The sequence below is a fragment of the Paenirhodobacter populi genome, from assembly GCF_004022215.1.
Classification (GTDB): domain Bacteria; phylum Pseudomonadota; class Alphaproteobacteria; order Rhodobacterales; family Rhodobacteraceae; genus Rhodobacter; species Rhodobacter populi.
In genome coordinates this window covers 13,707-36,941 of the sequence record NZ_SAUZ01000015.1, presented here as the reverse complement: position 1 = coordinate 36,941, position 23,235 = coordinate 13,707, and the positions used below count along the sequence as shown (strand labels likewise).

The window sequence follows — 23,235 nt, the reverse complement described above, 5'->3', positions numbered from 1 at the left end:
TCATGCGGCCTGCCTGTCCCTGCGTGTCAGGAACCCGACCGTCAGCGCCACGGCCAGCACGACGAGCGGCGGGATGGCATGGGCGAACTCGCCATGCCAGAGCACGGTCAGCGCCGCCGCAACCATGACCGCAGTGGCAAGACCCGCCCCCCAAAGGCGCGTCGGCCGGTATGCGATCAGTGCCGCGGCCGCCAGCTCCAGCGCGCCAGTGAGATAGTGGAACCAGTCGGGATAGCCCCAACGCCGGTAATCGGCGGCGATCTCCGTCGAAACGAAGATATTGCCGATCCCGCCCACGACGAAGAAGGCCGCAAGCAGCCAGGCAAGGATGGATGTCCAGGGAAGGTTACGCATCAGGAGTCTTTCCGCCCCGCAGGGCTCCATGGAGAAATGTCGAAACCGTTTCCCGCACCAGACGGGCGATCTCGGAGGGTGAAAGTGGCAGACTCTCGTGCCCGACCAGCGCGCGAAGCTGCGGACCGGTGACGAGGAGGGTCACGAATTGCTCGGCCAGAACCTCTGGTGAAAGGTCGGCCCGCAATTTGTCGCGCCGCAGGCGCAGCCATTCGGCAAGGATTTCCACCCCTGCCTCGTGCCCCGAGCGCAGGATCGCCTGCGACAGCGCAGGGAACCGCTGTCCCTCGGCAACCATCAGCCGGTGCAGCGCCAACGTGCGCGGTTGCAGGATGATGTCCAGCAGCTTCTCGCCGAACGCGGTCATCGCCGGGCCAATGTCCCCGTCGCCGATGTCGAGGTTGCGCAGCGGCCAGCCCTGTTCCTCGCAGAGCCGGGTGACGACCCCGACAAACAGTCCCTCCTTCCCGCCGAAATGCTGGTAGATGTTGCGACGCGATCCGCCCGCCCTCGCGATCAGCGTGTCCAGCGACACCGCCTCGTATCCCTGATCGAGAAACAGGTTGGCGGCGGTGTCGGTCAGCGTCTGCAACCGGGCCACGCCGCGCGTCGTCAAAGGATATTCCCGCGTCATGCCACAACCCGCAGCTTGTTCCGGGCTGTTTTCAACGCCGATGCCCACCAGACGAGATTGTCGAACAAGGCGGTCCGCGCCCTGTTCAGGTGATCGTAGTCGCTGAGCGCCTTCTCTTTGTTCTGAACGGCGATGAAAGGCTCCAGCCCGATGGTCACTTCATGGCGCAAGGGCACCATCTGGAGCTCGACGGTGATGCCGCGAAGCTGCCCGATCGCGCGGGCCGCGCCGGTGGTCCCGTAGCCCGCAAAGGCGATCGGCTTGCGCTGCCATTCGGTGAAAGCGCTGTCGAAGGCGTTCTTCAGCACAGCGGTGGGACCGTGATTATATTCCGCGACCGTCGCGATGAACCCATCACACTGTGCGAGACGCTGCCGCCACGCATTTGCCTTCGGGTTCGCATAGGCGCCGTCGAGCATTGCGGGCGGGAACGATTCGTCCAGAAACGGCAGGTCAATCTCCCGCAGGTCCAGCACATCGAGCCGGAAATCGGCCCGGTCAACAGCACCTGTCAGCAGCCATTCCGCAGGGATCTGCGCAAAGCGCCTTGGCCGGGTCGAGCCGACGATCAGTCCAAACCGCAGCAAGGGGCATCTCCTTCCTCATCAGCGTCACTATCTATTGATTGGTATGGTATGATACCGTATTGATATGAGCAAGAGGCCACTCGGATGTCAGGCGCGAAAGAATGATGGAAGGGTTGCCAGAACAGGGCACGCTCGTCCGAACTTCCTGCGAGCACGGCGCATTTTCCGTCCTGATTCCGACGGAAATTGTGCGGGGAATGTTCCGGTCCGCAGCGAGGATAACTGCCCGTTACAACGCACCCGAGACTGCACAGGTTACGCTGATACGAGATCAGATCAGGGGGCTGGCGGAAGAAATCGGAGCTGCCGAAGCCGGATTGTTTCCGCGTCTTCCGGACAACGAGGCCGGCATCAAGAACACCATAGCGATCTTTACGCTCGGCCTGCTGTCGGGGAGGGCTGATCTTGCGGCACTGTTGAAGATGCATCTGCACTGGGACCGGGGCATCGTTGCCGTCCATCTGTCGCAGGACAACATAGAGGTAGCAATCGCAGGCCCCGACGGAGCGTGGGACGTGAGCTATTCCGTCGGCAGAAAGGATACGCCAGTGCTGAACCTGCACTGATCATAGGCACGGGTTACGAAACGCGGGAGAGCTGCCATCATCTGGAAAACTTATCAACCTGTGACCGTCCCGGCGCGGGCAGTCTAATGTTCCAGACATCAGAATGTGTCTTCACACAGAAGCTGGAACGGAGACACATATGGCAAAATACCTGAGGCGTTTTCGTCTCGGGATATGGGCATACGAAATGCGTCGCCGAATGTTTGGCCAATGGAGCGAAAGCCACTCTAATCGCCATAGACGCGCAGGACATTCGTCTCCGCCACGAAAATATCGACTGTTTTGCCCTTACGGGAAGCAGCGGTTCCACGCCGGGATGCATGCTGCATCCCGAAAGGAGCGCGACCTGCACGACGAACAGGCAGGAGCCTAACGGTAGGTCAGCTCAATCCCCGCAATGCCGAAGTCGACTTCAGGGGCGAGAAACGCTCGAATGCGACCCATGCCTCGACAACGGATCCGGACGCGCAGCTGGCATCCCCGGATTGCGCCGCATCCAGCGTGGCGATCTGGTCAACATCGACGTGTCCGCCGAACGCGATGGCTATTATTCGGATACCGGGGCTTCCTTCATCGTGCCGCCGGTGATGCCGGATGTTCATCGGCTTTGCGAAGACGGCGAGCGGGCGGCATGGGAAGGAATCCGCCAGGTCCGCACCGGGCAGCGGTTTTCCGATATCGGTCGCGCCATCGGCACTTTCGCCCGCAAGAACGGCTACAGCCTGATCCGCGATCTCGCCAGCCACGGCGTCCGCCGGTCGCTCCACGAATACCCCGAAGCCCTGGCGACATGGAACAATCCGGCCGACAAACGTGTCATGCGCGAGGGCATGGTCTTCACCATCGAGCCCTTCCTGTCGCTTGGCGCCTGGCAGACGGTTCAGGGCGGCGATGGCTGGACGCTTTACGCCATGCCGCCGAAGCCAGTCGTCCAGTTCGAGCATACGCTCGTCGCGACGCGGCAGGGTCCGGTGGTGCTGGCACTGCGGGATGGTGCGTTCGCGGGAGGCGGTATCGCCTGACGGAAGCCAGATTGCTTCCGGCAGGGATGCGCTGATCCTTCCCTGCCTTGGCTCGACCCGGTATGCCGGGCGGCTCGATCTGGTGATGACCCCTCCGCGCCCCCCCCTGCTATCCTGTGCCGGAACAGGAAATTTCCGCACGGCCCTGGCCTGCGGCATCAATGCAAGACCCCGAACGTATGACCAAAGATCTGGAAGACAAACTCGCGGACCTCTGCAAGGAAAAGGGCATGCGCCTCACCGGCCCGAGGCGCACCATCCTGAGGGTTCTCTCCGAGTCACCTGACCATCCCGATGCCGAGGAACTCCACCGTCGGGTCACCGAGGTCGAGCCCGGCATCAATATCGCGACGGTCTACCGGACTATGAACATGCTGACAGAACATGGTTTGATCGAGCGCCACAGCTTCGCCGATGGCCGAGCGCGCTACGAGGCTGGCGGATCAGAGCACCATGATCATCTCGTCAATGTCGAGACGGACGAGGTGATCGAGTTCCGTTGTGACGAGATCGAGCTGCTCCAGCAAAGGATCGCCGAAGAGCACGGCTTCGAGATCGTCGGACACAAGCTGGAAATCTATGTCAGACCGCGCCCAGCGAAAAAACAGTGATCAGCAAGCACTTGGTATGTTCTGCTTTGCGAATAGGCAGCCGTTTCCTTCAGTGGACGAAATGTGGCCCGGGAAAATGCTGAAAATCCAGCATACAATCCGTTTCGTGCGACACTTCGATCTGTGGGGGCGGCAGGTCGGACCGGGCAATCGAACCACCCTACAACCCCAGCCCCCGTTGCCGCTCCCACTGCCACGACACCGATCCGCCCTGCACGATGCCCGAGACCTGGCGGCCAAGCTGGCGGTCGATGACCGGCCTCCACGGGACCAACGTGAACTCGTGGCTCTGTTCGACGACGGCGAACTTGCCGCTGGAGAGCTGGACGGTGCCGGTGAACTTGCCCTTGACGGTTTCGCCATCCGCAGCAGCCCGGAAAGGCAGCCCCTTGCTCTCGGCCATCTCCGCGCCGACGCGGGCGACCTCGCGCTCGCGCAGCGACGCGAGAAGGTTGCGCCGGTAGAAGATGCGGCCATCGCGCTGGCGGGTAGCATCACCCTGTTCGATGTGATGTTCGCGGCGCCGATCCATCGCGTCGCGCACCTGCTGGCCGAAGCCGGAAGAAGCGAGATCGGCGGCTTCGCCCTGTATCATCCGACGGTCGAGCCAGGTCACTCCGTCTGCACCGATCTGCTTTTCCAGATCGAAGGCCGACAGCACGCGAACGCTGGCCTGCCGGGTGCGGCCAGCATCATAGCTGGCGGCCCGGCTCTCGAAATCCTCGGGGATGCGCCACTGGTCGGCGTCGATCCGCTCCGCGATCCCGGCACGACGCAGCGACTCAAGCCGCCGAACATGCGCATCGACATAGCCCTCGTAGTCGCCGCCGGGTACACGGCCCTCGAACTTCGCCTGCTCCAGATGGCGGCTCGGGCGATAGACGCCGCCCTCGGCGATGGCTGCGATGGTGCGGTCGGACGGCCGGGCCGTCACCTCGGCGCGGCCAACTTCCACAATGCCGCCGATCCGGACATCCTCCAGCTGCATGGGGTCGATGTTGGCGATGTGGTGCGTCCGGCCGTCGATCCCGTCCACGACGACGGTGAGGTTGTCGCCCAGCTCGTTGGCGAGATATTTGTCGAGGACGCGGCCGGTAACGGGTGCCGCGGGTGCGCCCTCATGGATGCGGAAGGTCATGGGATCGCGCTCCAGCCCATCGGCGGCGAGCGATCTTTGCATGGTGCGGATGATGTCGCCGCGCTCGCCCAGCTCGCGCAGGGTCGGTTCCAGGCGCTCGTTCAATTCCCAGACGCCGGCTGCGTGTTCGGTGGCGAGGCCCATCCGCCCCAGCCTGGAAAGCCGGCGAAGGCGAAGGCTGCGCTCGAACTGCCGCCTCAGATTCCCCGGCTCGTGGCGAAGATCGAGGATACGCGCATCGGCTTCCTCGGCCATGGCCCGGTCGATACGGGTGAAACGGTCCTGATCGATTTCCGCGGTGAGCTTGCGGGTCTGCTCGATCTCGGTCACCGGACCGAGCTCGAGCGTCGCCAGTTCGCTGGCGCGCTCGCGGATGCCATGGACGATGTAGTCGCCGTTGATGACCAGATCCTGCCCCTGATCGTCCCTGCCCCGCACGATGACATGCACATGAGGATGGCCGGTATTGTAGTGGTTGACCGCGACCCAATCGAGGCGGGTGCCGAGGTCGCCTTCCACCCGGCTCATCAGATCACGGGTATAGGCCGTGAGGTCGGACAGTTCCGCGCCGTCCTCGGGCGAGACGATGAACCGGAACTGGTGGCGGTCGTCCTCGCCGCGCTCGAGGAAGGCGTTGCCGTCGGCGCGATCCTCGGTGGCGGAGTAAAGCTGGCCGCGCTCGCCGTCGCGCGAGGTGCCGTCGCGCTGGATATAGTTGAGATGGGTATGCGCCTTGCGGCTTTTCCCGGCATTCACGACATAGCGCTGTTTGACGATGACGCGGCGCGCGCCCGGCTGCCGGTGCTGCCAGCCTCCGGCGCCGAGATTGCGGGAGCGCACGAAGACCGCGCCGCGTCCCCGCTTCACACCCTTGCCGCTGGACAGAACGGCACGGGAACCGGCCGGAACAGCTGGCATGAACGCCGCCGCCCCGAAGGCGACACCGGACGCGCCACTGCGCTGCTGCCGGGCGATCTTCTTTGCCTGGCTGAGAAAGCTCCTGGTCTTGCCCCCGCGCGGCGCGTCCGAACGGATGCGGCCCGGCTTCGGCCGGAAGCGGTTTTCGTCGTCGGTGCTCATGGACGCGCCTCCGGCAGAAATCGCGGAAAATCGGGCAACCGGCGGCCATGGTGCCGGCCGAAATCCTGTAAATCCAGGGTGTTTCGCGGAATCGCGGCACTCCGCCTCCCAAAACCGTGGTGCCGGAAACGGCCGCCCAACCAGTGTGCAGACAACGACAATTTCGGAAACCGGCCCGACATGGTGCCGGTTTCTTCAATCTTGCCCTCCACTTTTCCCGCCTTTTTCGCTTTCCTTGCCTGTCCTGGAACCCACTTCCTCTCTGCCCGAAAAGCTGTCTCATCAGGCATTTCGGGGATCAGGAAGCGCGTCATCTCCGCGCCTGTTCCGCGGTGAAAACGCAACTGCACCCCATCCACCAGGCCGTTAGCACTAGTGCTAACGGGGCGCCCGAAGGCTGCCGGTCGCGGATCGCAAAACCTGCCGCCGGGCTGATTAATCGCCGCGGTCATCGCGCATCCCTCGTGCTACCGGTCCGCGAAGATCGCGCTGCGTATCGCACCGCCGAGCGTGGTTCATCTTCCGGCAATGCGAACTTCAGCCGCCATGTGCGCCACGCCTGCGTCACCGCGCCGGTGCCGGGAAACAGGTCGTCGAGCGTGTCGTCCGGACGCGCGGCGACCATCTCGAACGCCCAGTGGCAGACGGCTTCGGGCTTCGCGCCGGTGAGGCCGCGGCGCAGCGTGATGCTTTCCTGGATCCAGTCACGCATCACCAGCCGCTTGCTGACGACGGGCTTTCGGGCAGGCTTCACGATGACAGGCTCCCAGGCGTAAGCGACCGGGACGTTGCGCTTGAAGGCCGCAAAGCCCTTCACCCAGGCCATCCACCGCGCGCCAGTCCGTTCGACCAGCGGGGCGAGCACCGCGAACGAGGCGGGTGTGGCGGCGGCGTGCAAAACCCAGCCGTCGTAGTCGCGTTCCAGCCGTTCGATCAGGCGTGCATGATCGACCTCCCCGGCGTAGTCGGGATGGTCGCGGTAAAGGTGCGCGCAGCCGATATAGGGCGGATCGGCATAGGCGATCCTCATGGCCGAGCCTGCTGCGACATCGCCACGAACAGCCCGCCGGTCTGCGCGTCTGCCGGTGGTTCGGCGGTGGTTGCTGCGCCATCCGTGTGCATGACGAAGAGCGGCGCTTCGCGCCAGTCAAACGGTGATGCCGACGCAGATAGCGCCATACCGGATGCGCCCGCGCCACTGAGGATCGGCGCCAGCGTGGCCACATAGGACCGCGTTTCCGCAGGCAACATGCGGCCGGTCGCAAGATATTCGTCATAGCGGCCGGGACCGGCATTGTAGGCGGCGAGCATCCCCGCGACATTGCCGTAACGGTCGATCATCTCGCGCAGATAGGCCGCGCCCGCGAGAATGTTGTCGCGCGGGTCGTAGGGATCGGTGCCCAGACCATGGCGGATGCGCAGCGACGCCCAGGTCTCGGGCATGACCTGCATCAGCCCCATCGCGCCGGCCACCGAGACCGCACGCACGTCGCCCGCGCTCTCGACGCGCAGCACGGCGCGAATCCAGTGCTCGGGGATGCCGAAGCGCTGCGACGCCTCGGCAATGGGAACCGCATACAGACCGTGGACAGCCTGGCTATCGACGGCCAAAACCTGCGCGGAAAGTACGCTCGCAATCAGGAGCTCTGTGGTCATGATCGCAGCAATGAACACGCGCCCGGACTGCATCATTCGGACTTTCCGTTGCGGCGGGGCGGGCGGTTCCAGTGCAGCGACCAGGAGGTCGCATCGGCACCGTTCTGGAACAGATTGGCGCGGATCGGCTGCGGCAGCGCCGGATCGTCGATCAGCACGGAAAGGTATTCACCAGCCTTTTCGCCGGTGCGTTTCCAAGCCGCGCCGATCTCCGGGCCTGTTTCGTTGCTCATGCCGTCGAAGATGTGAACGCGATAATCCGGTGCGTTCTCCGCGCCGGACGGCTCCGCGACGATGATGATGTCCTGCTGCAAAAAGAGCGTCCCGAGGTTTCCGATGAAGCCGGTTTCCTCGCGCGAGAATTGACCGATCTGGGGCATGACAGTCTCCGTGGCGGTGGTGTTGAAACGGCCATCGGCGGGCACCGCTCCCGCCGATGGGGAAGCGGTCATTGCATCGGCGCGCGCCATTCGTAGCGACCGTCGCTGTCGGGATCGGTCCAAAGCGGCAATGCCCGGCCGATGATGGAACTCGCTGGGATGGGGCCGAAATACCGGCCATCGAGGCTGTCCCGAACCTGCATATTCATGAGGAAAATCTCGCCCTCGGCAACGATGCGGCAGCCCTGCCAGACCGGAAGATCGCGGCCCATGCGGTCGCGGTCCAGCGCCTCGCCGGTCTCCCTGCCATCGACCGTGATGATGCCGCCGGTACGGCAAACCCGCTGCCCGGACATGGCGGCGATATGCTTCAGCAGCGGCACACCGGACGCGACATAACCGCGTTCGACCATGAAGGCGGCGAGCGGTTCCGGCGGATCGACGGCGACCAGATCGCCAGTGATCAGCTGCGGCTCCGGGCGCAGGGTATAGAGTCCGACCGGCACACTGGCGCTGGCGTTCCAGATCAGCCGCGGCGCGATGTCGAGCAGCGAAAGGCCACTGATTGTCAAAGCGCTGAGGTAGGTCGTCCAGAAATATCCGGCGGGCGTCATGGTGCGAGCCCCTCGGGACGCCTCACCGGGGCGTCCTCCCCGCTCCGCGGGCCGGGGCTCACCCTCCGGCGGTTCATCCAGGCGGCGTGGCGTTCGGATGTGTAGGGGTTCGGCTCCAGACCGACGGTCAGGCGGTTGTGGGCGTGCCGCCAGTAATCCGGCGAAGCGTCGGCCGGGTCGATGCCGAGCGTTTCAACCGCGTCGATGGCGACCAGCGCCCGCTGCACCTTCGGCCAGCCGTCGAGGCGCAGCAGGATGTCGCCGCCGGGCCGCACGAAAGGCAGCGTCTGGAACGGCTCGCCGCGCCGGACCGCCAGCAGGATGTCGATGCGCGAGACCACGGTGCCGTAATCGCTCGCCGCCCATCGGACGATGGCGAAGGTGCTGTCCGGCGCGAAACCGACCACGCTGCGGCGGCGGTCGATGATCCGCTCGTAGCTCTTGCGACCGAACCGGATCCAGTGCTCGATCTTCCTGCGGTGGAAGGTCGGCTCGACCAGAGTCATGAACGGTGCCGCGTCCGGAGGATCGCCCCCTTGTGCGGCGGAAGCGCCCTCCCGGGTCATGGTTTGTCTCCGGTGATGTGATGGGGATCGCGCCCGAGCACCGCGTCGAGCGCGGCCTCGGTGCGCAGGATGGCGCGACCGATGGCTTCGGGAATCTGCGGGAGAACGGCGTCGCCGAAGGCTTCGACGATCAGACTGGCCGCAGCAGTCCCTTTGCGACTGCCGAGCGCAATGCGTGTGCCAGCCACCCAGGCGGAAATCCCATCATCCAGCCATAAGTGATGGGCAAGGCCGCCGTTCCAGTCAGCCCATGGTTCCGCAACATCGTCGCCAGCGCCCGCGCGCCCGCCCATTTGTCCGGCGCCCGGTCCGTCATCGCACCGTCCATCACCGCGTCCATCGTCGGCGATTTCCGCCGGTCGTAGGCCGGACTCCAGCCGTCCATCCGGCTGTCGCGCTTCGTCGGCGTCGGCAGAATTTCGGGGGGCAACCCTGCATGACGGCTGTTGTGGCCCTGCAACTGGCTGAGCACATCGCCGCGTCCGCCCCGATCCGCGTCCGATTTCCTCGGCGTGGCGAGGATCATCCGCAGCGGATATGTCGATCCCGCTCCACCGCCCGCGCCGTCCTTCGTCCCGTCCGAAGCCATGGGCGTCGGTAGCGGGCGATTGCGGAACAGATCGTAAAGACCCGATTCCTTCATCGCCCGGCGTGCACCCGAACCGCCCTCCAGACGAATACCGCCCTGCTGGGATTGCGAGACGGGTGTGGGCAAGCTGTTCGGGATCGTAGCCGATGAGCCACGACCGCTTGCGGACATGGTTGGCCCCGACATCCGCAGCACCCACCACGCACGGCCAGCAGGCGTAGCTGAGCGCGTCCAACTCGCCGAGCAGCCGGTCAGCCCCGCGAGTTCGGAGGTTAGAGCTATTTTCAAAAGCGAACCAGCGAGGGCGGCAATCTCCGACCAGGCGGATGGCCTCAAAGTAGAGGCCCGACCGCTCGCCTTCGATACCCCTGCCCTTCGCGTTGGCGCTGCTGATGTCCTGGCAGGGCGGGCTGCCGACGATGATGTCGGGAAGGACGCCAAGGTCGGAAACAAGTCGAGCTGCCGTGAGGGACCGGACGTCCTCGTAGAGTCTGACATGGGGATTGTTCTCTGCATAAAGGATGCGCCGCCATTCGACGATCTCGCAGGCGGCGACGGTGACGAAGCCCGAGCGGTGCAGACCGAGGGACCAGCCGCCGGCCGCAGCGCTGAAGAGATCCAAGACCCGCATCATGGCGCAACGCGCCGCGCGGCACCGGCACCGGCACCATGGCTCGCGCTCGCGCGCGCCCTACTTCTGTCTTTAGATTCTCTTTTAGATTCTTCTATATAGTGTGACGGGCCATTTGCGCCTGATATCCCGATACCATTTGCGCCTGATGTCACGAGGGGTTTCACATGGTTATCCACAGGCACTGTGGATAAGTTCTCAGACCGGAAATGCAGTAATTCCCGCCCTTCCGCCCACAGCGTCCGAAGCCGATAGCCAGGCAGCGATTGACGCTCCGCGATGCGGCGCAGATCGAGTGCGAAGTCGGACGGCCGCGCCAGGCTGCCGGATTTTCGGTGGAGGTGGGCGACCTCGAAGGCCCAGCCCTCGGGCTGGTGTCCGGCGTGCTTGCGCGCAACGCGATAGAGCCAGCGCTCGATGCCGCCGGTCAGCCGGAAATAGGCCGGGTCGATGGTGAGCACGAGCGAGCGGTCGATGACGCTGTTGTAGAACCATTCGGGCAGGACGAACTCCATGCCCTCGACGCGGCCCGCGCGCGTGGTCATTTCCTCCCATTCGTTGATCCAGGAGAACTGCCTGCGCCGCCAATGCGGGCCGTTGCGGATCGTGGTGGCGACGACGGTCGATTGCAGACGGGCGAGCGCCGCCTTCAGCAACCTGTATTCCCGCGCGCCGGTGGCGCGTCCGATACCGCGCAACAGCTGATAGGGCGTGAAGCGGAAGAACCGCGAGGTCGGCAGGTCCAGATTGGCCGCCTCGACAATCTGGCTCGCGGCCCAGATCAGCACATCGGCGTCCCAGATCGTTGCCATCCCGTGTTCAGGCATGGCGAAGACCCGCACCTCGACATCGGCGGTGCGGTATAGGATCGGCCGCACCCGTGGCGTCTTCGCCAGCGAGAAGAACGGCCGCTCCATCAAATCGCGCTGGTCGAGCGGGGAGGCTGCGCTCGTCGTCACCACGAAAGGCAGAAGGTGACCGCGCTCGCTGCCTGCACCCGGAAGGCCCTCGTCGCGCGGCATCAGAAGTTCCTCCGCTCGACGGCGGTCAGGCGGCGCGCGGGAAACACCGTCCCTGCCCCCTGCTCGCTCGGCGATTTGCGGACGCCGATGGCGGTCCAGTCCTTCAGATCCTCGACGGCATAGACCACGCGACCGCCGATCTTGCGGTAGAACGGCCCCGTGCCATAGGTGCGGTGTTTCTCGAGGGTGCGGAGCGAGATCCCGAGAAAGCGCGCGGCCTCTTGGGTACGCAGGAATCTGGGCGGCAAACCCGCCAGCGGATCGGACATGGGGGTATTCCCTCTGGTTCGTCGGAGAGGCGGCTATCGGGGTGCGATAGCGGGCTATGGCGAACCATGGAGGGCATTCGGCGGCCCGTAGAGGGCCGCAGTTGAGGGGGGTCACTGGCGGCCCCCCTGAAGCAGAACGGAAACGTGGTCAGCCTGATCACGGGGTGAACTGAAAAGGCCAAACCTTTGTTCTATGAACTCGCGCAGGGCGGCCCCCCGCGGTCAACGCGAGAGGCAAACCATCACACTTCGGCTAAACGGAAGGGTTCGGCAATCGATGGTCGCAGTAGCGGCGATGCGGCGTTCCAGAACCGCAGCTCGAAAGACGACAGATCGTCTCCAATCTCTCGATTGCCAAACCAGCGCAACATTTGGTATCAATTTAGCGTCAACCCACAGCATTCGGCGGTTTAGTTGCTCATACGTCCTCGGCTTACCGATTATCATGGAATACACGCCGCGCAGGTCGATCTCGACTTTGCCATTCCGTTCTTGGATGAGGACATTCCGCTTTATCTTGATCCGTTCATGCTATGGCGATCACCGTCTCAGCAGGACCAATCACTACACACGAGCCTAATTAATGCCTTCAATCACTTAGGATTCTTGGCATCACAAGGAAGGGAGACCGAGGCGGTTGAAACACTGATCATCGCTTCTGAATGCGACGAGATCGGCCTCGGCACTTCACTAACTAGGAAAGGCAAGAGAATTGGGCCGGACAAAGCAAAAGATATTATAGGTCTATTTAGAACCATTCCTCACTATCAGCATAACGGATTTCGTCACTTTGAGGAGATTCAATTTTTTGTCGAGGGAATATCGAAAGATAGAATCTCGGACATCAGTTGCAACTTCCTAAAGTCCTTCCTCATCGATTTCACAATTGATCAGTGCGAAAAAATCGGTATCCCAACTCAGCCCTGCACTCTGCAACATGTCTACGACTATCGCCGGAATAGGTTTGTAAAGGAAAATGGCGTCAACTTGCCCATAAACCCGGAAAGCGGCGAACCAATTATTCTAGCTCCCAAAAGGTGGATGCGTTTCGTGCCGTGGATCAACTACGACGACTACTTTGAAAAGCACTGCCCGCAGGATGAAATTTCCCACAACCCCGAAGACCTGACACGCGTCAAGGTACTGAGCTACAATAGACAGAACTATGGGGCTGTCGAACGCTACATTGCAGCGAAGGAACGTAGTTTCGAAGATTGTGAAAATGACCCTCTATTTTCGCAAATTCCGATTACATCCGCAAAGCGAGTTTTCTCTCAGATCAAGAAGCTACCAACGGGAAAAACCGACGGCGCAGATGTCAAGTATGAAAATCTAGTGGGGCGACTGCTACCATCACTTCTGTATCCAAAACTTGACTTCGCTCAGGAGCAAGCGCGAACAGACGACGGCGTTTCCATCCGAGATTTGATATTCTACAATACCCGCTCAACACCTCTATTGCAGGAGCTCATGAACGACTACTGCTCTCGCCAGATCACTTTCGAGATGAAAAATGTCAAGGCCGTCGAGCGCATACATGTTGACCAGATAAACCGATACCTGACAGATGAACTTGGAAAATTTGGAGTTATTGTCACGCGGAACCCCCTCAAAAAGGCGGAAATGACGCGAACCGTGAACCTTTGGGCAGGCCAAAGGAAAGCTGTTATTACTTTGACGGACGCAGACCTGGAGCAAATGGTTGAGGTTTTCGAAAGCAAGCAGCGTGATCCGATAGATATTGTGAACAAGAAGTACATCGAGTTTCGCCGCGCGTGTCCTTAGGAGAAAATCATGGAATCGAATGAAGATATTGAGCGGCTGGAAAAGCTGGTTGGGCAGCTACAAGGGCTGCATTCCGAAATTGGAACATTGGCAAAGAAAAGCCCCAATGATGCGGTAAACCCATTCAAGCTGAAATTAGTTAATAAAGTTCTCGCAATGGGAAATGAGGTGCTTGGCGCAAAATACAAACCCTTCGACGAGTTTGACATCTTCGATGCTGACGATGCCCCGTCAACTAGCGATGTCACGATGGTTATCGCTCAATACATGGAGGAAGCAGAAAGGTATCGGTCTGACAACGTGAAAATGGACGGCGGTCGCTGGAAGTATGTACTGAACGGTCGCGCCAGTGAGGTAATTTCCGGACCACCAACAAAGATTGGACGCAAATAATGGCTTTCGAAGACGAATATGATTTCCCGCACATTACGACGCACGAAAAGGTGGATGAATACAAGGCGAGCCACGACGTCTTTGCCTCATTGCTTCGTGAAGTGAAAGAGCTGTCCAAGAAAAAGCCAGACGCATCAATGAGCGCGGGAAAAGTGAAGATCGTGAACCGCGTCCTTCAAAACCTGCTGACGGTATTGGAGAGACAACCAGATGCAAAATACCTTGAAATTCTGGATGACGATGAGTTGCCGCAGGTTAGCGATGCAGTTCTCGTCATGGTCCAATTCGAGTCTGCGTTAGATTCATTTAAGAGCCGTCATTATCGGAATGTTTCTCGTTATGGACATCAATGGATCACAGAGGACCTTGTTGCACAGCTTAGAGGAAACTATGAGGCCATATACGGTAATGACAATGACGACGAGGGAGATGACGAGCAGAGCGATACTGAGGTCGCCGTGACCCGCTCCTGAATTCAAACGAGTTATGATCTGGTTCCCCGCGGGCGTTGTCGTTGTCGTTGTCGTTGTCGTTGTCGTTGTCGTTGTCGTTGTCGTGAACGATCCAAGATCTTTTTCGCTTTATCCGAAGCGAAAAACCTTTGGAAAACTTGATGTCACCAGAGGTGAGCAGCATAGCGGTCGTGTCGATTGTCTTACCGTTTGGTCTCGGCCTCTAGCGAGGTGTGCGCTTTCCCGCTTGCAAAACAGGAGGCTAATGTCCGCTTATCAAGAGCTACCGCAAATCTCTCGCATACACCGCGAAGGCCGAATCTCAGCCCAAGGCATCAATTCCGTTACATCTGCGCAGCCGCATCAGGCGGCTATAAGTCTCGCTTCGCCCTGCAGCATCCAGCGCTGCGGACGATGAGCGCCTTCCACCACGGCGGACTATCGCCGCTGAGCATGAAGCCTGATCGGGTAATGCAGGAGCGCGCGATAGCCGCCGCGCATCATTTGATCGGCATGGGCAACCAGCCGGCGCACGCGATTGCGGCACGGATCGTTCTCCCAGTCGGTCTTGTCGCCGCGGAATCCCAACAGCACCTCGGCGATGGTGCGATAGCTCTCGCCGTGCTGGCGGGCATCGAGCGCCCGCACCGACAGGGTGTGGAACTCCCGCAGCCGGGGCGGCATGTCGTGGAAGACAGGGTCGGGGTTGCGGCCGTTGAGCGCGCGCCAGATGCGCCGGGCCGCATGGGCGCGCAGCTCGAACAATGCGTCCAGCGGCAGGATGACGACGAAGTCGGCCGCCGCGCCGGGCGGGGCCTCGGTCAGCCAGAACTGGTGGCGGGGACCGCCAGGTGACCAGAGCCCATGCCATTCGGTGCCAACGCGGCGCAGTTCGAGCCCGATAAGCTGCGTCAGGGTGACGGGCGCTGCGGCCTCACCCCCACCCCATTGCGACAGGGCGAGCAGCAGGGCTTCGGGGAAGAGATCGGGGGACCAGAACGGCGGATCACGACCCGGCGGGATGTTCGGATCGCGCGGGAAATCGTACACCCCATCGGCGGGTGAAAGCGTCCAGCCGATCCATGCTCGGCTCCTTTTTCCGGACGATGGCGCGGAAATCCCGATGATAGTCGTCGTTGCGACGCAGATAATCCCAGGCGAAGCCGGCGGCGGGGATGATCTTCGTGTGATCGTAAGCCGCCGACGCACGCCAGTCTATGCTGAGCATGGCGTTGTCTCCATCTTACGGGCCATGCGATGCCATGGTCCGATGGAAAGCGTGGACGCCCTGGGGCGGCTTCTGAATACTCGGGAAGGTGATACCGTGATCGCTTAAGGCAATCATTTTGGAACTTAATCTTCCTATAGTTGTTTCGGCGATTCTGCCAGCGCGCGGTGCGGATTTCGCCGCAGAATCCATACCGCAACCGCCGATCCGCAAGGACCGGCGGCAAGTCGATGCTCAGGTGATCAGGGCCTGAGCCAGCGCCACGGTGCTTGGGTTCCTGCGCGACGGTAAGACAGCCTGCGGCAGCGGAACGGGTTCCAGAGGTAGTGCAGCGGCTCGTAGCCGTGCCACCAGTCGGCGTCGATGTCGCCGCAGCGGCCTTCGAAGAGCAGCGCGCCGCTGGCGTCGTAGAGGCGGAACTCCATCGGCAGGGCGTCGCCCTGGTCTGGAGTGCCGCGGGCGGGAGCGCCGTCGGCGGCTTCGCCAAGGCCGAGGCAGTTGCCCCAATGATCGGTGGTGATGATCCAGCGCATCTTGATGTCCTTTCCGGTGAAGCTGGAGGGGAAGGCGCCCGCCTTGTCGGCGGGCTGCCGGTGTGGGGAAGGGGGCGGCTTATGCCGCCGCCCCGCGTTGCCGACGGGAAGCGAGGCGCTTGCTGGCCGTGGCGTGATGTTCGGCGCTCAGCTCACAGCCCAGCCAGTCGCGACCGAGGGATTGCGCCGCCGCCAAGGTCGAGCCCGAGCCGCAGAACGGGTCGAGGACCAGATCGCCCGGCTGCGAGAAGGCCCGGATCAGCGGCATCAGCGCCTCGACCGGCTTTTGCGTCGGATGCAGCCGGTTGCCGGTATAGGGGAAGTCGATCACGTCCGGGATCGGATCCTCGGGGCGGGCGACATTGCCCTTGGCCAGCAGGTAGGCCTGTTCGTGCTCGTAGCGCAGGAAGGTCGCCGAGGAGGCGTAGCGCTTGCGGAAGACCAGATGGCCGACGATGCGGAACCCGGCCGCCTTCCAGGCCTCGAAGAACAGGTCCACCTTGTTCCAGCCGTAGAAGGAGACCGCGAAGCCGCCGGGCTTGAGGACACGGCGCGCCTCGGCGAAGGCGGGCTTCAGCCAGCGGGCGTTGTCGTCGTTGGCGACGGTGCGGCCGTCGCGGCCGCGATAGCGGGTGATGTAGGGCGGATCGGTCAGGATGAAATCGACCGAGTTCGGCTCCATGCCGGTCAGCAGGCGGGTGCAGTCGCCGTTCAGGACGGTGTTGCGGGGCGTGGAGAGCGGGGTGGCCGGGGCATCGCCGCGCAGCTGGCGGGGATGGGCGGAACCGGAGGAAGCGGTGCTGGTGTTGGTGAAGGTTGCCATCGTCGTGATCCTTTTTGCTCGACCGGACCGCGCCCGTCGCGGCCCCGATGGCGGTCGAAGGACCGGAGACGATCTGCCTCGCACCCGGAACGGGCGCAGCGCAGCGCCCGACGGCCCGAGGCCGGTTCTTTTTGCAGCAAAGCGGTCGCGAGGAGCCCGGCTTTGCCCGGGCGGGGAAAAAGGACCGGCGGGACGTTGCGTTCGGCGGATCGAGCCGCAGGCGGTCTTCGGTCAGACCAGCCAGTTGTTCGGGGCTGCGACGGGTGTGGTTCCGTGTCAGGCAATGAGGAAGGATCGCGGCGCTGGCGATCGGAACCGGCCAGCCCGACGGCTGACGGTTTCCGGCCCCCTCCGGTTGCGCCAGACGTAGAACCCGGTCCCTGCGATCAGCCCTCGGCAACCCGGACCGGCGATGCACCCGCCGGACAGATGATTGGCATGGAAGGAACGAGACGATCATCCTGACCAGCCCGGCATCACCCGGAGCACGGCAGCTGGCAGAACCAGAGGCAGGAGACGACACCTTGCCCCCGCGGGCTGTCCCGCCTCTGCCGAGGTGCATTCCGGCCAGCCCTGAGCCGAGGTCTCCTTTGGCCGGACTGGAACCTGGACCTGGATAAGACCGCAGAAAGTGCGGGTTTCCGTCATGGCAGCTGTCGGTCTCCGCCAGCGTGATGCCCCCGGCATTTCCCGCGTCGCGCATGAACCTGCTACCTGCTGGTGCCGGGCAATGGCGGCAGTTCCGATCCGCGTCACGGATTTGAGCCCTTCCCGATCCGGCGGCCGCATCCGGCAGAGAGCAGCGGTCATAGGCGCTGGCGACCGATCCGGTCCATCGCGCAGCTATGCGATCCTCTCGACCATGAAGAGGCGGGTTTCGATCAGGACGCGCAATTCCTGTTGCACATGGCTTGCGGGCTGAGAGCCTCATCCCCACAGCCAGAAATGCCGCATTCCCGAAGCGGCAGCGGGGCAGACGGATCGCCCCTGGCCCCCTCTTGCCGGCCGCCCTCGCATCGGGGCGGGGAATCCCGGCAGTTTCCATGTCGCAGATTCGGCGGGACATTCCGATTGCCGGTGGCTAGATTGCCTGCGGGGCAGACGCACTGCTCCGGGGCGTCGAAACCCCTGACTAGCGGTTGGTGCCGGCCGTGATGGCACCATACTCCTTGACCTATGGTCGGGGAGCCTGTGGCGTATACAACAGGCTTTCTGAGCTAAAGGCCATGGGGCCGTCTAGTCACGGTTTCGAACTTGTATGTTCTCCGTGGCATTCGACATCGATCCGCGAAATGATGTCGGTGCTCAGGTGGGAGACCGTTTCTAACTTGGTGCTATGACGCCGTCGGGGAGCGTGGCTCCCCACCTGTTTTACCTTCAGCCCGAACAGTCGCCGGATCTTCGAGATCGCATCTGACAAGTCGGGGCAGCTATTACAGGAGCGGCATATTGAACATCGCAGCAACCCCGATCCTCTCAGAGAGCCAGATCCTTGGCATCGATGTGTCCAAGGCCTGGTTCGACGTCTTTCTGCATCCAGCGGCCGTAAAGGAACGCTTCGACAACAACGCTGCGGGTTTCCGCAAACTGGTCCGCTGGCTGAAGTCGGCCAACGTCGAAGTCACCGTCATGGAGGCAACCGGCGGCTTGGAAGCACCGCTGTTCAACGCCCTTCAGAGCGCGGAATATTCTGTTGCCCGGATCAATCCGCGGTGGATCAGGGACTTCGCCAAAGCGACGGGTCACAGCGCCAAGACAGATCAGCAGGATGCCCGTCTCATTGCCCTTTACGGCGCTATGATGAAGCCGGAGCCGAGCCGGATCGGGAACCAGAAATCTGATGTTTTCAGAGCCTTGTGTGCTCGACGTCGGCAAATCATCCACATGCGAAATCAGGAGCTGAACCGCCAGCAACAGTCGCGCGAGCACCAGATCAGCCAGATGATCCGGCAAACGCTGGCGTTTCTGGACAAACAACTCGCGGCGGTCGAGGTCGAGATCGACGCCATGATCCAGCAGGATGAGGACTGGCGCCGGCGCCGCGAGATCATCGAAAGCATTCCGGGCTTCGCGGCAACGACAGCTCGCACACTGATCGCCGATCTGCCCGAGCTCGGAACCATGACCGACAAGCAGGCCGCAGCACTGGTCGGGGTGGCCCCGATCAATCGCGACAGCGGAAAGCAGCAGGGCTATCGAGCGATCGGCGGTGGCAGATCCGGCGTTCGCCGTGTTCTCTACATGGCCACCATGGGGGCTGCGACACGCAACAATCCCCGCCTCAAATCCATCTACAAGCGATTGCTGGCCGCCGGCAAAAAGCCCAAGGTGGCGATCGTTGCAATCATGCGGAAGATCATCGTCATCCTCAACGCGATGATCAAAGCCAACCAGACCTGGCGCGCAGATCACGTGGTGACGGGCTTGACTTGAGATACAGTCGCTTCCCGATCGCCAGGGTGGCAAGGATGGTTTGCGGGGGCGCACCGCGGATACCATTCCTCCGAAGGGAAACGAACCGATGCGTATCCGGCCCGAACTCGATCCCGATGTCGACGACGAGGCCCCGACCGGCCCCGACATCACCCTCTACGACGAGGCGCATTTCGTAACCTACCTGCGCCTGCTCGACGCTGCCGCCGAGAATGCCGACTGGACCGAGGTGGCGCAGATCGTGCTGCATCGCGATCCGGCCGCCGAGCCCGAACGGACCCGGCGCTGCTGGGAAAGCCATCTCGAACGGGCCAGATGGATGACGAAGGTCGGATATCGGCGGATCCTCGAACAGGCGGTCGAGGAAGCGGGCCTCAGGCAGCCTTGAAGCGAGCGAGGGAGCGGCGGGCGTCCGCATCGCCGCAGAAATCAGGTGACAGCCGCGTCTGTCGCCCTTATGCAGGGGCGCATGTCGCATCGCATCACCTACACCGCATCGTTTTATTGGTTCCGCTGTCTCCAGCGGACGCGGATTGCTGTGTAGCCAGGCATGCGCCACACCTGATCCCCGAAGCCGCTGGTTCGACCGGCGGCTTTTCTGTTTCAAGTCCCCCGGTCGGCCTCTTGCAAAGAGAAAGACCCATGCCATCCGAGATCGACACTCCGCGCATCGCCGATCTGCGCCCCATGCCCTCACCCGCCGACCTTGCACGGGATATCCCGATCGACGATGCGGTTCGGGATCTCGTCACCGGATCGCGCGCCGCGATCCGCGACATCCTGACCGGGCGCGACCGCCGCCTGCTGGTCGTGGTCGGCCCCTGTTCGATCCACGATCCCGAAGCGGCGCTCGACTATGCCACGCGCCTTGCGGCCGAGCGCCGGGCGCTGGCCGACCGGCTGGAGATCGTCATGCGCGTCTATGTCGAGAAGCCGCGTACCACGGTGGGCTGGAAGGGACTCGCCACCGACCCGCATCTCGACGGCAGCGACCGGATCGAGGACGGGCTGCCGCTCGCCCGCCGCCTGCTGCGCGACATCAACCGGCTGGGCCTGCCGGCGGCGACCGAGTTCCTCGACCCGATCATGCCGCAGTATTTCGCCGACCTGATCGCCTGGGGCGCGATCGGAGCCCGCACCACCGAGAGCCAGATCCACCGCCAGATCGCCTCGGGCCTGCCCTGCCCGGTCGGGTTCAAGAACGGCACCGACGGCGGGGTGCAGATCGCGCTCGACGCGATCCGCGCAGCCGCCGTGCCGCATGCCTTCCCGGCGATCGGCCCGGACGGGCGGGCGGGCATCGCCACCACCACCGGCAACCGCGATTGCCATCTGGTGCTGCGCGGCGGCAGCGCCGGGCCGAACTACGCGGCGGCGGATATCGCGGCGGTCTCGGCCGCGGCGGCGAAGGCGGGCGTGGACCCCGGCATCGTGATCGACGCCAGCCATGCCAACAGCGGCAAGGACCCGGCCCGCCAGCCTGCGGTGATCGCGGATATCGCGGCGCAGATCGGCGCGGGCGAGACGCGCATCCGCGGAGTGATGATCGAGAGCAACCTCGTCGCCGGGCGTCAGGACGCGGTGCCCGGCAGATCGCTGATCTATGGGCAGAGCATCACCGATGGCTGCATCGGCTGGGAGGAGACGCGCGCCATGCTCCACAGTCTCGCCAAGACGGTCAGGGCAGGTCAACGGCAGGCGGCATAAGGCGTCGGGTGTGGCTCGAGCACATTGCCCGATAGCACAAGGGAGAAGCTGGCCCAGGACAGGGCCAGCTTCATGACGTTACTTCTTGATGGTTTCGACCACATGAGTGGTCTTCTTCTGGGTCGCGGTCTTCACGGTGGTGAATCGGCCAGTACCGGCGTTACGACCGATTTTGAAAGTGCCCTTAGCCATTTGGAAACTCCTTGTTATGGCATGATGATTCTGGTTATGGGCGGCACGCGGCCGCCCATCCCCTTCTCAGGAAATGACCTCACTCGGGGACGAGGAGAGGCCAGGCACGCTTCCCGAACGCGCGAGCGAACAGGGGGCGGCCAGTCGTCGGGCACTTCCGCCAGGGGCGGAAGATGTACCGATAACCGGGGGGAGCCGGGGGCAAAGAATGCTTTTCCACGGTTCCGTTTCCTTCGGCGGGGCGTATCTTGCCAAATCAGGTGAGACGAATTATATACTCAGCCCTGTTCAAGGAGACTGATCTTCGTCGCCTGATCGGCCCGGCATCGTCGAGCCCCTCATGCACGATGCAGATTTTCGGAGAGGGCTCGGGCGCCAACCTGAGCCTTCTTTCGTTAAGCCGCCACCTTCTTTCGAAGGTAACGAAGCCGGTTTGCGGCTGCATCACGGGATACCCCGAAACGCTCCATCAAGTCGTCTTCATCGTCGTAGTGCGGGTCGATGAATACCTTCGGCATCAGGATCGCGCCGGCAAACTGGTTTGCCTGAGGTTCGGCGAGTCGGTAGGCCGGAGTTCCGTCGCCCTTGCGCGTGCGCTGCATCGAGATGTTCGTGTGCATCGCCCAATGACCAAGCTCATGCGCTGTGGTGAACCTGTGCCGGTTCTCGCCGCGCCAAGCCCCGTCATAGACATCCTGCCGCAGCATGATGAACTTCCCGTGCGGGCAGGTCAGGCCCTCAGCACCACCCATTTCGTCGTGATCACCGACCTCCAGATTCAGGAGTCCGAGGCGTTGATCCAGAACCAGTTCGATGATCTCGATCACCGGCAGGTGAGGCTCATGCTCCAGTCCCATCCGTCGTCGGAGGCCGTTTGCGACCCCCTCAACGCTGTCCCAGCTTCTTGCCGGGACAACAAAATCTATCCCCGTCATTTGGCGTCCTTCTTGGTGAGAATTGCGAAGATGCTCTTGAGTTCATCATCCGAAAGGGTGTCCATCCTTCTGGCCATCAGGCTCGCGGTGTCGCGTGCGAGAGGGCTGTTTGCTTCAATTACGAACGCCTTCCGGGAGCGGTCCGCAGCTTTCCTTATCGCTTCCGCAGCGACACCAAGCAGGTTGTATGCCTTGATGACGGTATCCTCGAAGCCAGCAGGTGGGTTCTTGGAACCGCGCTCCAGGGCGGAAATGAAAGCCGAGGATTTCCCAAGACGATCGGCCATATCCATGAGCCGTTCTTCTTCGGTGATTCTGATGCGACGCAGTTCCTTTCCGAGTTCAGTGGTTGCCATTTGTGGTCCTCCATCAGGATGCATCTACATATAGCATTCGACTCCGGACACTGCAACCTGTCAGGATGAAAAAATTAACCCATCAGGTTAATCCGGACTCGCTCGCCACGACCTGCCGCAGCACAACCCATAGCCGCATATGGAAGCCCTGCAGCCGGGGGGTGTCGCAACGCCACTGCAACAGCCTCTTAATAGACCTTCGCAAGCTCGGAACCGATTCGACAAGGTGGCCTTCTGGAGGCGATATTTCGTAAGAGCGAATAGAAAGGGGCTCGCGGCAAACCATCCCTTTTCTACGCCATGGTATCCCATTCACCGCACGCTGGCAGTCTGAGACTTCCCACGAGGTTGGTTGCGCTGCTTTCTGATCCGGTCACGGATCGGACGGGAGCGCGGCAATGGCGCAGCCACATCGGAACAGGCTCAGGATCGATATCCATCCCGCAGGGGATGACGAAGCCTCTTGCGAGCTTCGCCTGGCGCATGCCGATGACGCGGTCCTTGCGCTGGCCCGGCTGATCGGCCGGCAGATGGCCCGCGAGCAGTTCGAACGCCAGTTGCGGGCCGAGGCGCGCCGGCGGTCTCCCGCCCACCGGACTTGACGATCCGGCGGCGAGGATGGTTGTCTGACCGGGACCGGAGCGCGTTACGCACCGCCGGCCATATCCGGCCCCGCAGC

Annotated in this window: 29 protein-coding genes; 10 read left to right on the top strand and 19 right to left on the bottom strand. The window is 62.6% G+C overall.

Annotation, left to right across the window (positions count from 1 at the left end; genetic code table 11):
- Genes D2T30_RS13390 through D2T30_RS13380 form a run of 3 tightly spaced genes read right to left on the bottom strand, consistent with a single transcriptional unit; the run spans position 1 to position 1,575 of the window.
- Positions 1-354: a DoxX family protein gene (locus tag D2T30_RS13390; protein ID WP_128209267.1), complete on the bottom strand. Its 354-nt coding sequence runs from the start codon at positions 352-354 to the stop codon at positions 1-3.
- Positions 347-988 carry a TetR/AcrR family transcriptional regulator gene (locus D2T30_RS13385; RefSeq protein WP_128209266.1) on the bottom strand — a complete coding sequence of 214 codons (642 nt, stop codon included), beginning with the start codon at positions 986-988 and terminating at the stop codon, positions 347-349. The genes D2T30_RS13390 and D2T30_RS13385 overlap by 8 nt, the downstream gene beginning before the upstream one ends.
- Complete coding sequence (locus tag D2T30_RS13380) at positions 985-1,575, bottom strand: NADPH-dependent FMN reductase (protein WP_128209265.1); 591 nt, start codon at positions 1,573-1,575, stop codon at positions 985-987. Before D2T30_RS13380 ends, D2T30_RS13385 begins: the two co-directional genes overlap by 4 nt.
- A gap of 101 nt (positions 1,576-1,676) precedes the next feature.
- Here D2T30_RS13380 and D2T30_RS13375 point away from each other — a divergent pair, with 101 nt between their 5' ends.
- From D2T30_RS13375 to D2T30_RS13365, 3 genes are all read left to right on the top strand, one after another.
- A complete protein-coding gene (locus tag D2T30_RS13375; RefSeq protein WP_128209264.1) occupies positions 1,677-2,141 on the top strand; it encodes a hypothetical protein in 465 nt (154 codons plus the stop codon).
- A gap of 485 nt (positions 2,142-2,626) precedes the next feature.
- Positions 2,627-3,163: a M24 family metallopeptidase gene (locus D2T30_RS13370; RefSeq protein WP_241651275.1), complete on the top strand. Its 537-nt coding sequence runs from the start codon at positions 2,627-2,629 to the stop codon at positions 3,161-3,163.
- A 179-nt stretch (positions 3,164-3,342) separates the two neighbouring features.
- Positions 3,343-3,774, top strand: coding sequence for a Fur family transcriptional regulator (locus D2T30_RS13365; RefSeq protein WP_128209263.1), 432 nt, complete (start codon positions 3,343-3,345; stop codon positions 3,772-3,774).
- 160 nt (positions 3,775-3,934) lie between these two features.
- On the opposite strand, the gene D2T30_RS23105 is transcribed toward D2T30_RS13365, so the two are convergent.
- From D2T30_RS23105 to D2T30_RS13315, 10 genes are all read right to left on the bottom strand, one after another.
- Positions 3,935-5,167, bottom strand: coding sequence for a DUF3363 domain-containing protein (locus D2T30_RS23105; protein WP_164884308.1), 1,233 nt, complete (start codon positions 5,165-5,167; stop codon positions 3,935-3,937).
- A gap of 821 nt (positions 5,168-5,988) precedes the next feature.
- On the bottom strand, positions 5,989-6,444 hold the full coding sequence (locus tag D2T30_RS13355) for a hypothetical protein (RefSeq protein ID WP_128209261.1): 456 nt from the start codon (positions 6,442-6,444) through the stop codon (positions 5,989-5,991).
- Positions 6,441-7,022, bottom strand: coding sequence for a hypothetical protein (locus D2T30_RS13350; protein WP_241651274.1), 582 nt, complete (start codon positions 7,020-7,022; stop codon positions 6,441-6,443). Before D2T30_RS13350 ends, D2T30_RS13355 begins: the two co-directional genes overlap by 4 nt.
- Positions 7,019-7,684, bottom strand: coding sequence for a lytic transglycosylase domain-containing protein (locus tag D2T30_RS13345; protein WP_206612954.1), 666 nt, complete (start codon positions 7,682-7,684; stop codon positions 7,019-7,021). The genes D2T30_RS13350 and D2T30_RS13345 overlap by 4 nt, the downstream gene beginning before the upstream one ends.
- On the bottom strand, positions 7,681-8,118 hold the full coding sequence (locus D2T30_RS13340) for a DUF736 domain-containing protein (protein ID WP_449295454.1): 438 nt from the start codon (positions 8,116-8,118) through the stop codon (positions 7,681-7,683). Before D2T30_RS13340 ends, D2T30_RS13345 begins: the two co-directional genes overlap by 4 nt.
- A complete protein-coding gene (locus D2T30_RS13335; protein ID WP_128209260.1) occupies positions 8,097-8,642 on the bottom strand; it encodes a S26 family signal peptidase in 546 nt (181 codons plus the stop codon). Before D2T30_RS13335 ends, D2T30_RS13340 begins: the two co-directional genes overlap by 22 nt.
- Entirely contained in the window at positions 8,639-9,148 is a 510-nt protein-coding gene (locus tag D2T30_RS13330) for a DUF2840 domain-containing protein (protein ID WP_241651273.1), read from the bottom strand. Before D2T30_RS13330 ends, D2T30_RS13335 begins: the two co-directional genes overlap by 4 nt.
- Positions 9,149-9,204: 56 nt before the next feature.
- Positions 9,205-10,428 carry a DNA cytosine methyltransferase gene (locus tag D2T30_RS13325; protein ID WP_241651283.1) on the bottom strand — a complete coding sequence of 408 codons (1,224 nt, stop codon included), beginning with the start codon at positions 10,426-10,428 and terminating at the stop codon, positions 9,205-9,207.
- Positions 10,428-11,450 (bottom strand): replication initiator protein A, encoded by a 1,023-nt coding sequence (locus D2T30_RS13320; protein WP_128209257.1) that lies wholly within the window; start codon positions 11,448-11,450, stop codon positions 10,428-10,430. Before D2T30_RS13320 ends, D2T30_RS13325 begins: the two co-directional genes overlap by 1 nt.
- Positions 11,450-11,719 carry a helix-turn-helix transcriptional regulator gene (locus D2T30_RS13315; protein ID WP_128209256.1) on the bottom strand — a complete coding sequence of 90 codons (270 nt, stop codon included), beginning with the start codon at positions 11,717-11,719 and terminating at the stop codon, positions 11,450-11,452. Before D2T30_RS13315 ends, D2T30_RS13320 begins: the two co-directional genes overlap by 1 nt.
- Before the next feature lie 414 nt (positions 11,720-12,133).
- Between D2T30_RS13315 and D2T30_RS13310 the strand changes: the two genes are divergently transcribed.
- Genes D2T30_RS13310 through D2T30_RS23640 form a run of 3 tightly spaced genes read left to right on the top strand, consistent with a single transcriptional unit; the run spans position 12,134 to position 14,370 of the window.
- Positions 12,134-13,504, top strand: coding sequence for a hypothetical protein (locus tag D2T30_RS13310; protein WP_241651272.1), 1,371 nt, complete (start codon positions 12,134-12,136; stop codon positions 13,502-13,504).
- 9 nt (positions 13,505-13,513) lie between these two features.
- Positions 13,514-13,897 carry a hypothetical protein gene (locus D2T30_RS13305; RefSeq protein WP_128209255.1) on the top strand — a complete coding sequence of 128 codons (384 nt, stop codon included), beginning with the start codon at positions 13,514-13,516 and terminating at the stop codon, positions 13,895-13,897.
- Positions 13,897-14,370, top strand: coding sequence for a hypothetical protein (locus tag D2T30_RS23640; protein ID WP_241651271.1), 474 nt, complete (start codon positions 13,897-13,899; stop codon positions 14,368-14,370). Before D2T30_RS13305 ends, D2T30_RS23640 begins: the two co-directional genes overlap by 1 nt.
- A 417-nt stretch (positions 14,371-14,787) precedes the next feature.
- Here D2T30_RS23640 and D2T30_RS13295 read toward each other — a convergent pair whose 3' ends face one another.
- The 4 genes from D2T30_RS13295 to D2T30_RS13280 form a co-directional block, all read right to left on the bottom strand.
- A complete protein-coding gene (locus tag D2T30_RS13295) occupies positions 14,788-15,399 on the bottom strand; it encodes a DUF2285 domain-containing protein (RefSeq protein WP_241651270.1) in 612 nt (203 codons plus the stop codon).
- Complete coding sequence (locus D2T30_RS24135) at positions 15,356-15,577, bottom strand: transcriptional regulator domain-containing protein (protein WP_128209254.1); 222 nt, start codon at positions 15,575-15,577, stop codon at positions 15,356-15,358. Before D2T30_RS24135 ends, D2T30_RS13295 begins: the two co-directional genes overlap by 44 nt.
- A gap of 242 nt (positions 15,578-15,819) precedes the next feature.
- Complete coding sequence (locus D2T30_RS13285; protein ID WP_128209253.1) at positions 15,820-16,110, bottom strand: hypothetical protein; 291 nt, start codon at positions 16,108-16,110, stop codon at positions 15,820-15,822.
- A gap of 79 nt (positions 16,111-16,189) precedes the next feature.
- Positions 16,190-16,933 carry a DNA methyltransferase gene (locus tag D2T30_RS13280; RefSeq protein ID WP_128209252.1) on the bottom strand — a complete coding sequence of 248 codons (744 nt, stop codon included), beginning with the start codon at positions 16,931-16,933 and terminating at the stop codon, positions 16,190-16,192.
- 1,449 nt (positions 16,934-18,382) lie between these two features.
- Between D2T30_RS13280 and D2T30_RS13275 the strand changes: the two genes are divergently transcribed.
- The 3 genes from D2T30_RS13275 to D2T30_RS13265 all read left to right on the top strand — a co-directional run bounded on the left by D2T30_RS13275 (position 18,383) and on the right by D2T30_RS13265 (position 21,073).
- Entirely contained in the window at positions 18,383-19,366 is a 984-nt protein-coding gene (locus D2T30_RS13275; protein ID WP_164884303.1) for an IS110 family RNA-guided transposase, read from the top strand.
- Between the two features lie 88 nt (positions 19,367-19,454).
- Positions 19,455-19,754, top strand: a complete 300-nt coding sequence (locus D2T30_RS13270) for a DNA -binding domain-containing protein (RefSeq protein ID WP_128209250.1) — start codon at positions 19,455-19,457, stop codon at positions 19,752-19,754.
- A 254-nt stretch (positions 19,755-20,008) separates the two neighbouring features.
- Positions 20,009-21,073: a 3-deoxy-7-phosphoheptulonate synthase gene (locus tag D2T30_RS13265; RefSeq protein ID WP_128209249.1), complete on the top strand. Its 1,065-nt coding sequence runs from the start codon at positions 20,009-20,011 to the stop codon at positions 21,071-21,073.
- 587 nt (positions 21,074-21,660) lie between these two features.
- On the opposite strand, the gene D2T30_RS13260 is transcribed toward D2T30_RS13265, so the two are convergent.
- Both D2T30_RS13260 and D2T30_RS13255 read right to left on the bottom strand, forming a co-directional pair.
- Positions 21,661-22,200, bottom strand: a complete 540-nt coding sequence (locus D2T30_RS13260; RefSeq protein ID WP_128209248.1) for an ImmA/IrrE family metallo-endopeptidase — start codon at positions 22,198-22,200, stop codon at positions 21,661-21,663.
- Positions 22,197-22,556 (bottom strand): helix-turn-helix domain-containing protein, encoded by a 360-nt coding sequence (locus D2T30_RS13255; protein ID WP_128209247.1) that lies wholly within the window; start codon positions 22,554-22,556, stop codon positions 22,197-22,199. Before D2T30_RS13255 ends, D2T30_RS13260 begins: the two co-directional genes overlap by 4 nt.
- Before the next feature lie 398 nt (positions 22,557-22,954).
- On the opposite strand from D2T30_RS13255, the gene D2T30_RS13250 reads away from it, so the two are divergent.
- Positions 22,955-23,158 (top strand): hypothetical protein, encoded by a 204-nt coding sequence (locus D2T30_RS13250; protein WP_128209246.1) that lies wholly within the window; start codon positions 22,955-22,957, stop codon positions 23,156-23,158.
- Positions 23,159-23,235: the final 77 nt, after the last annotated feature.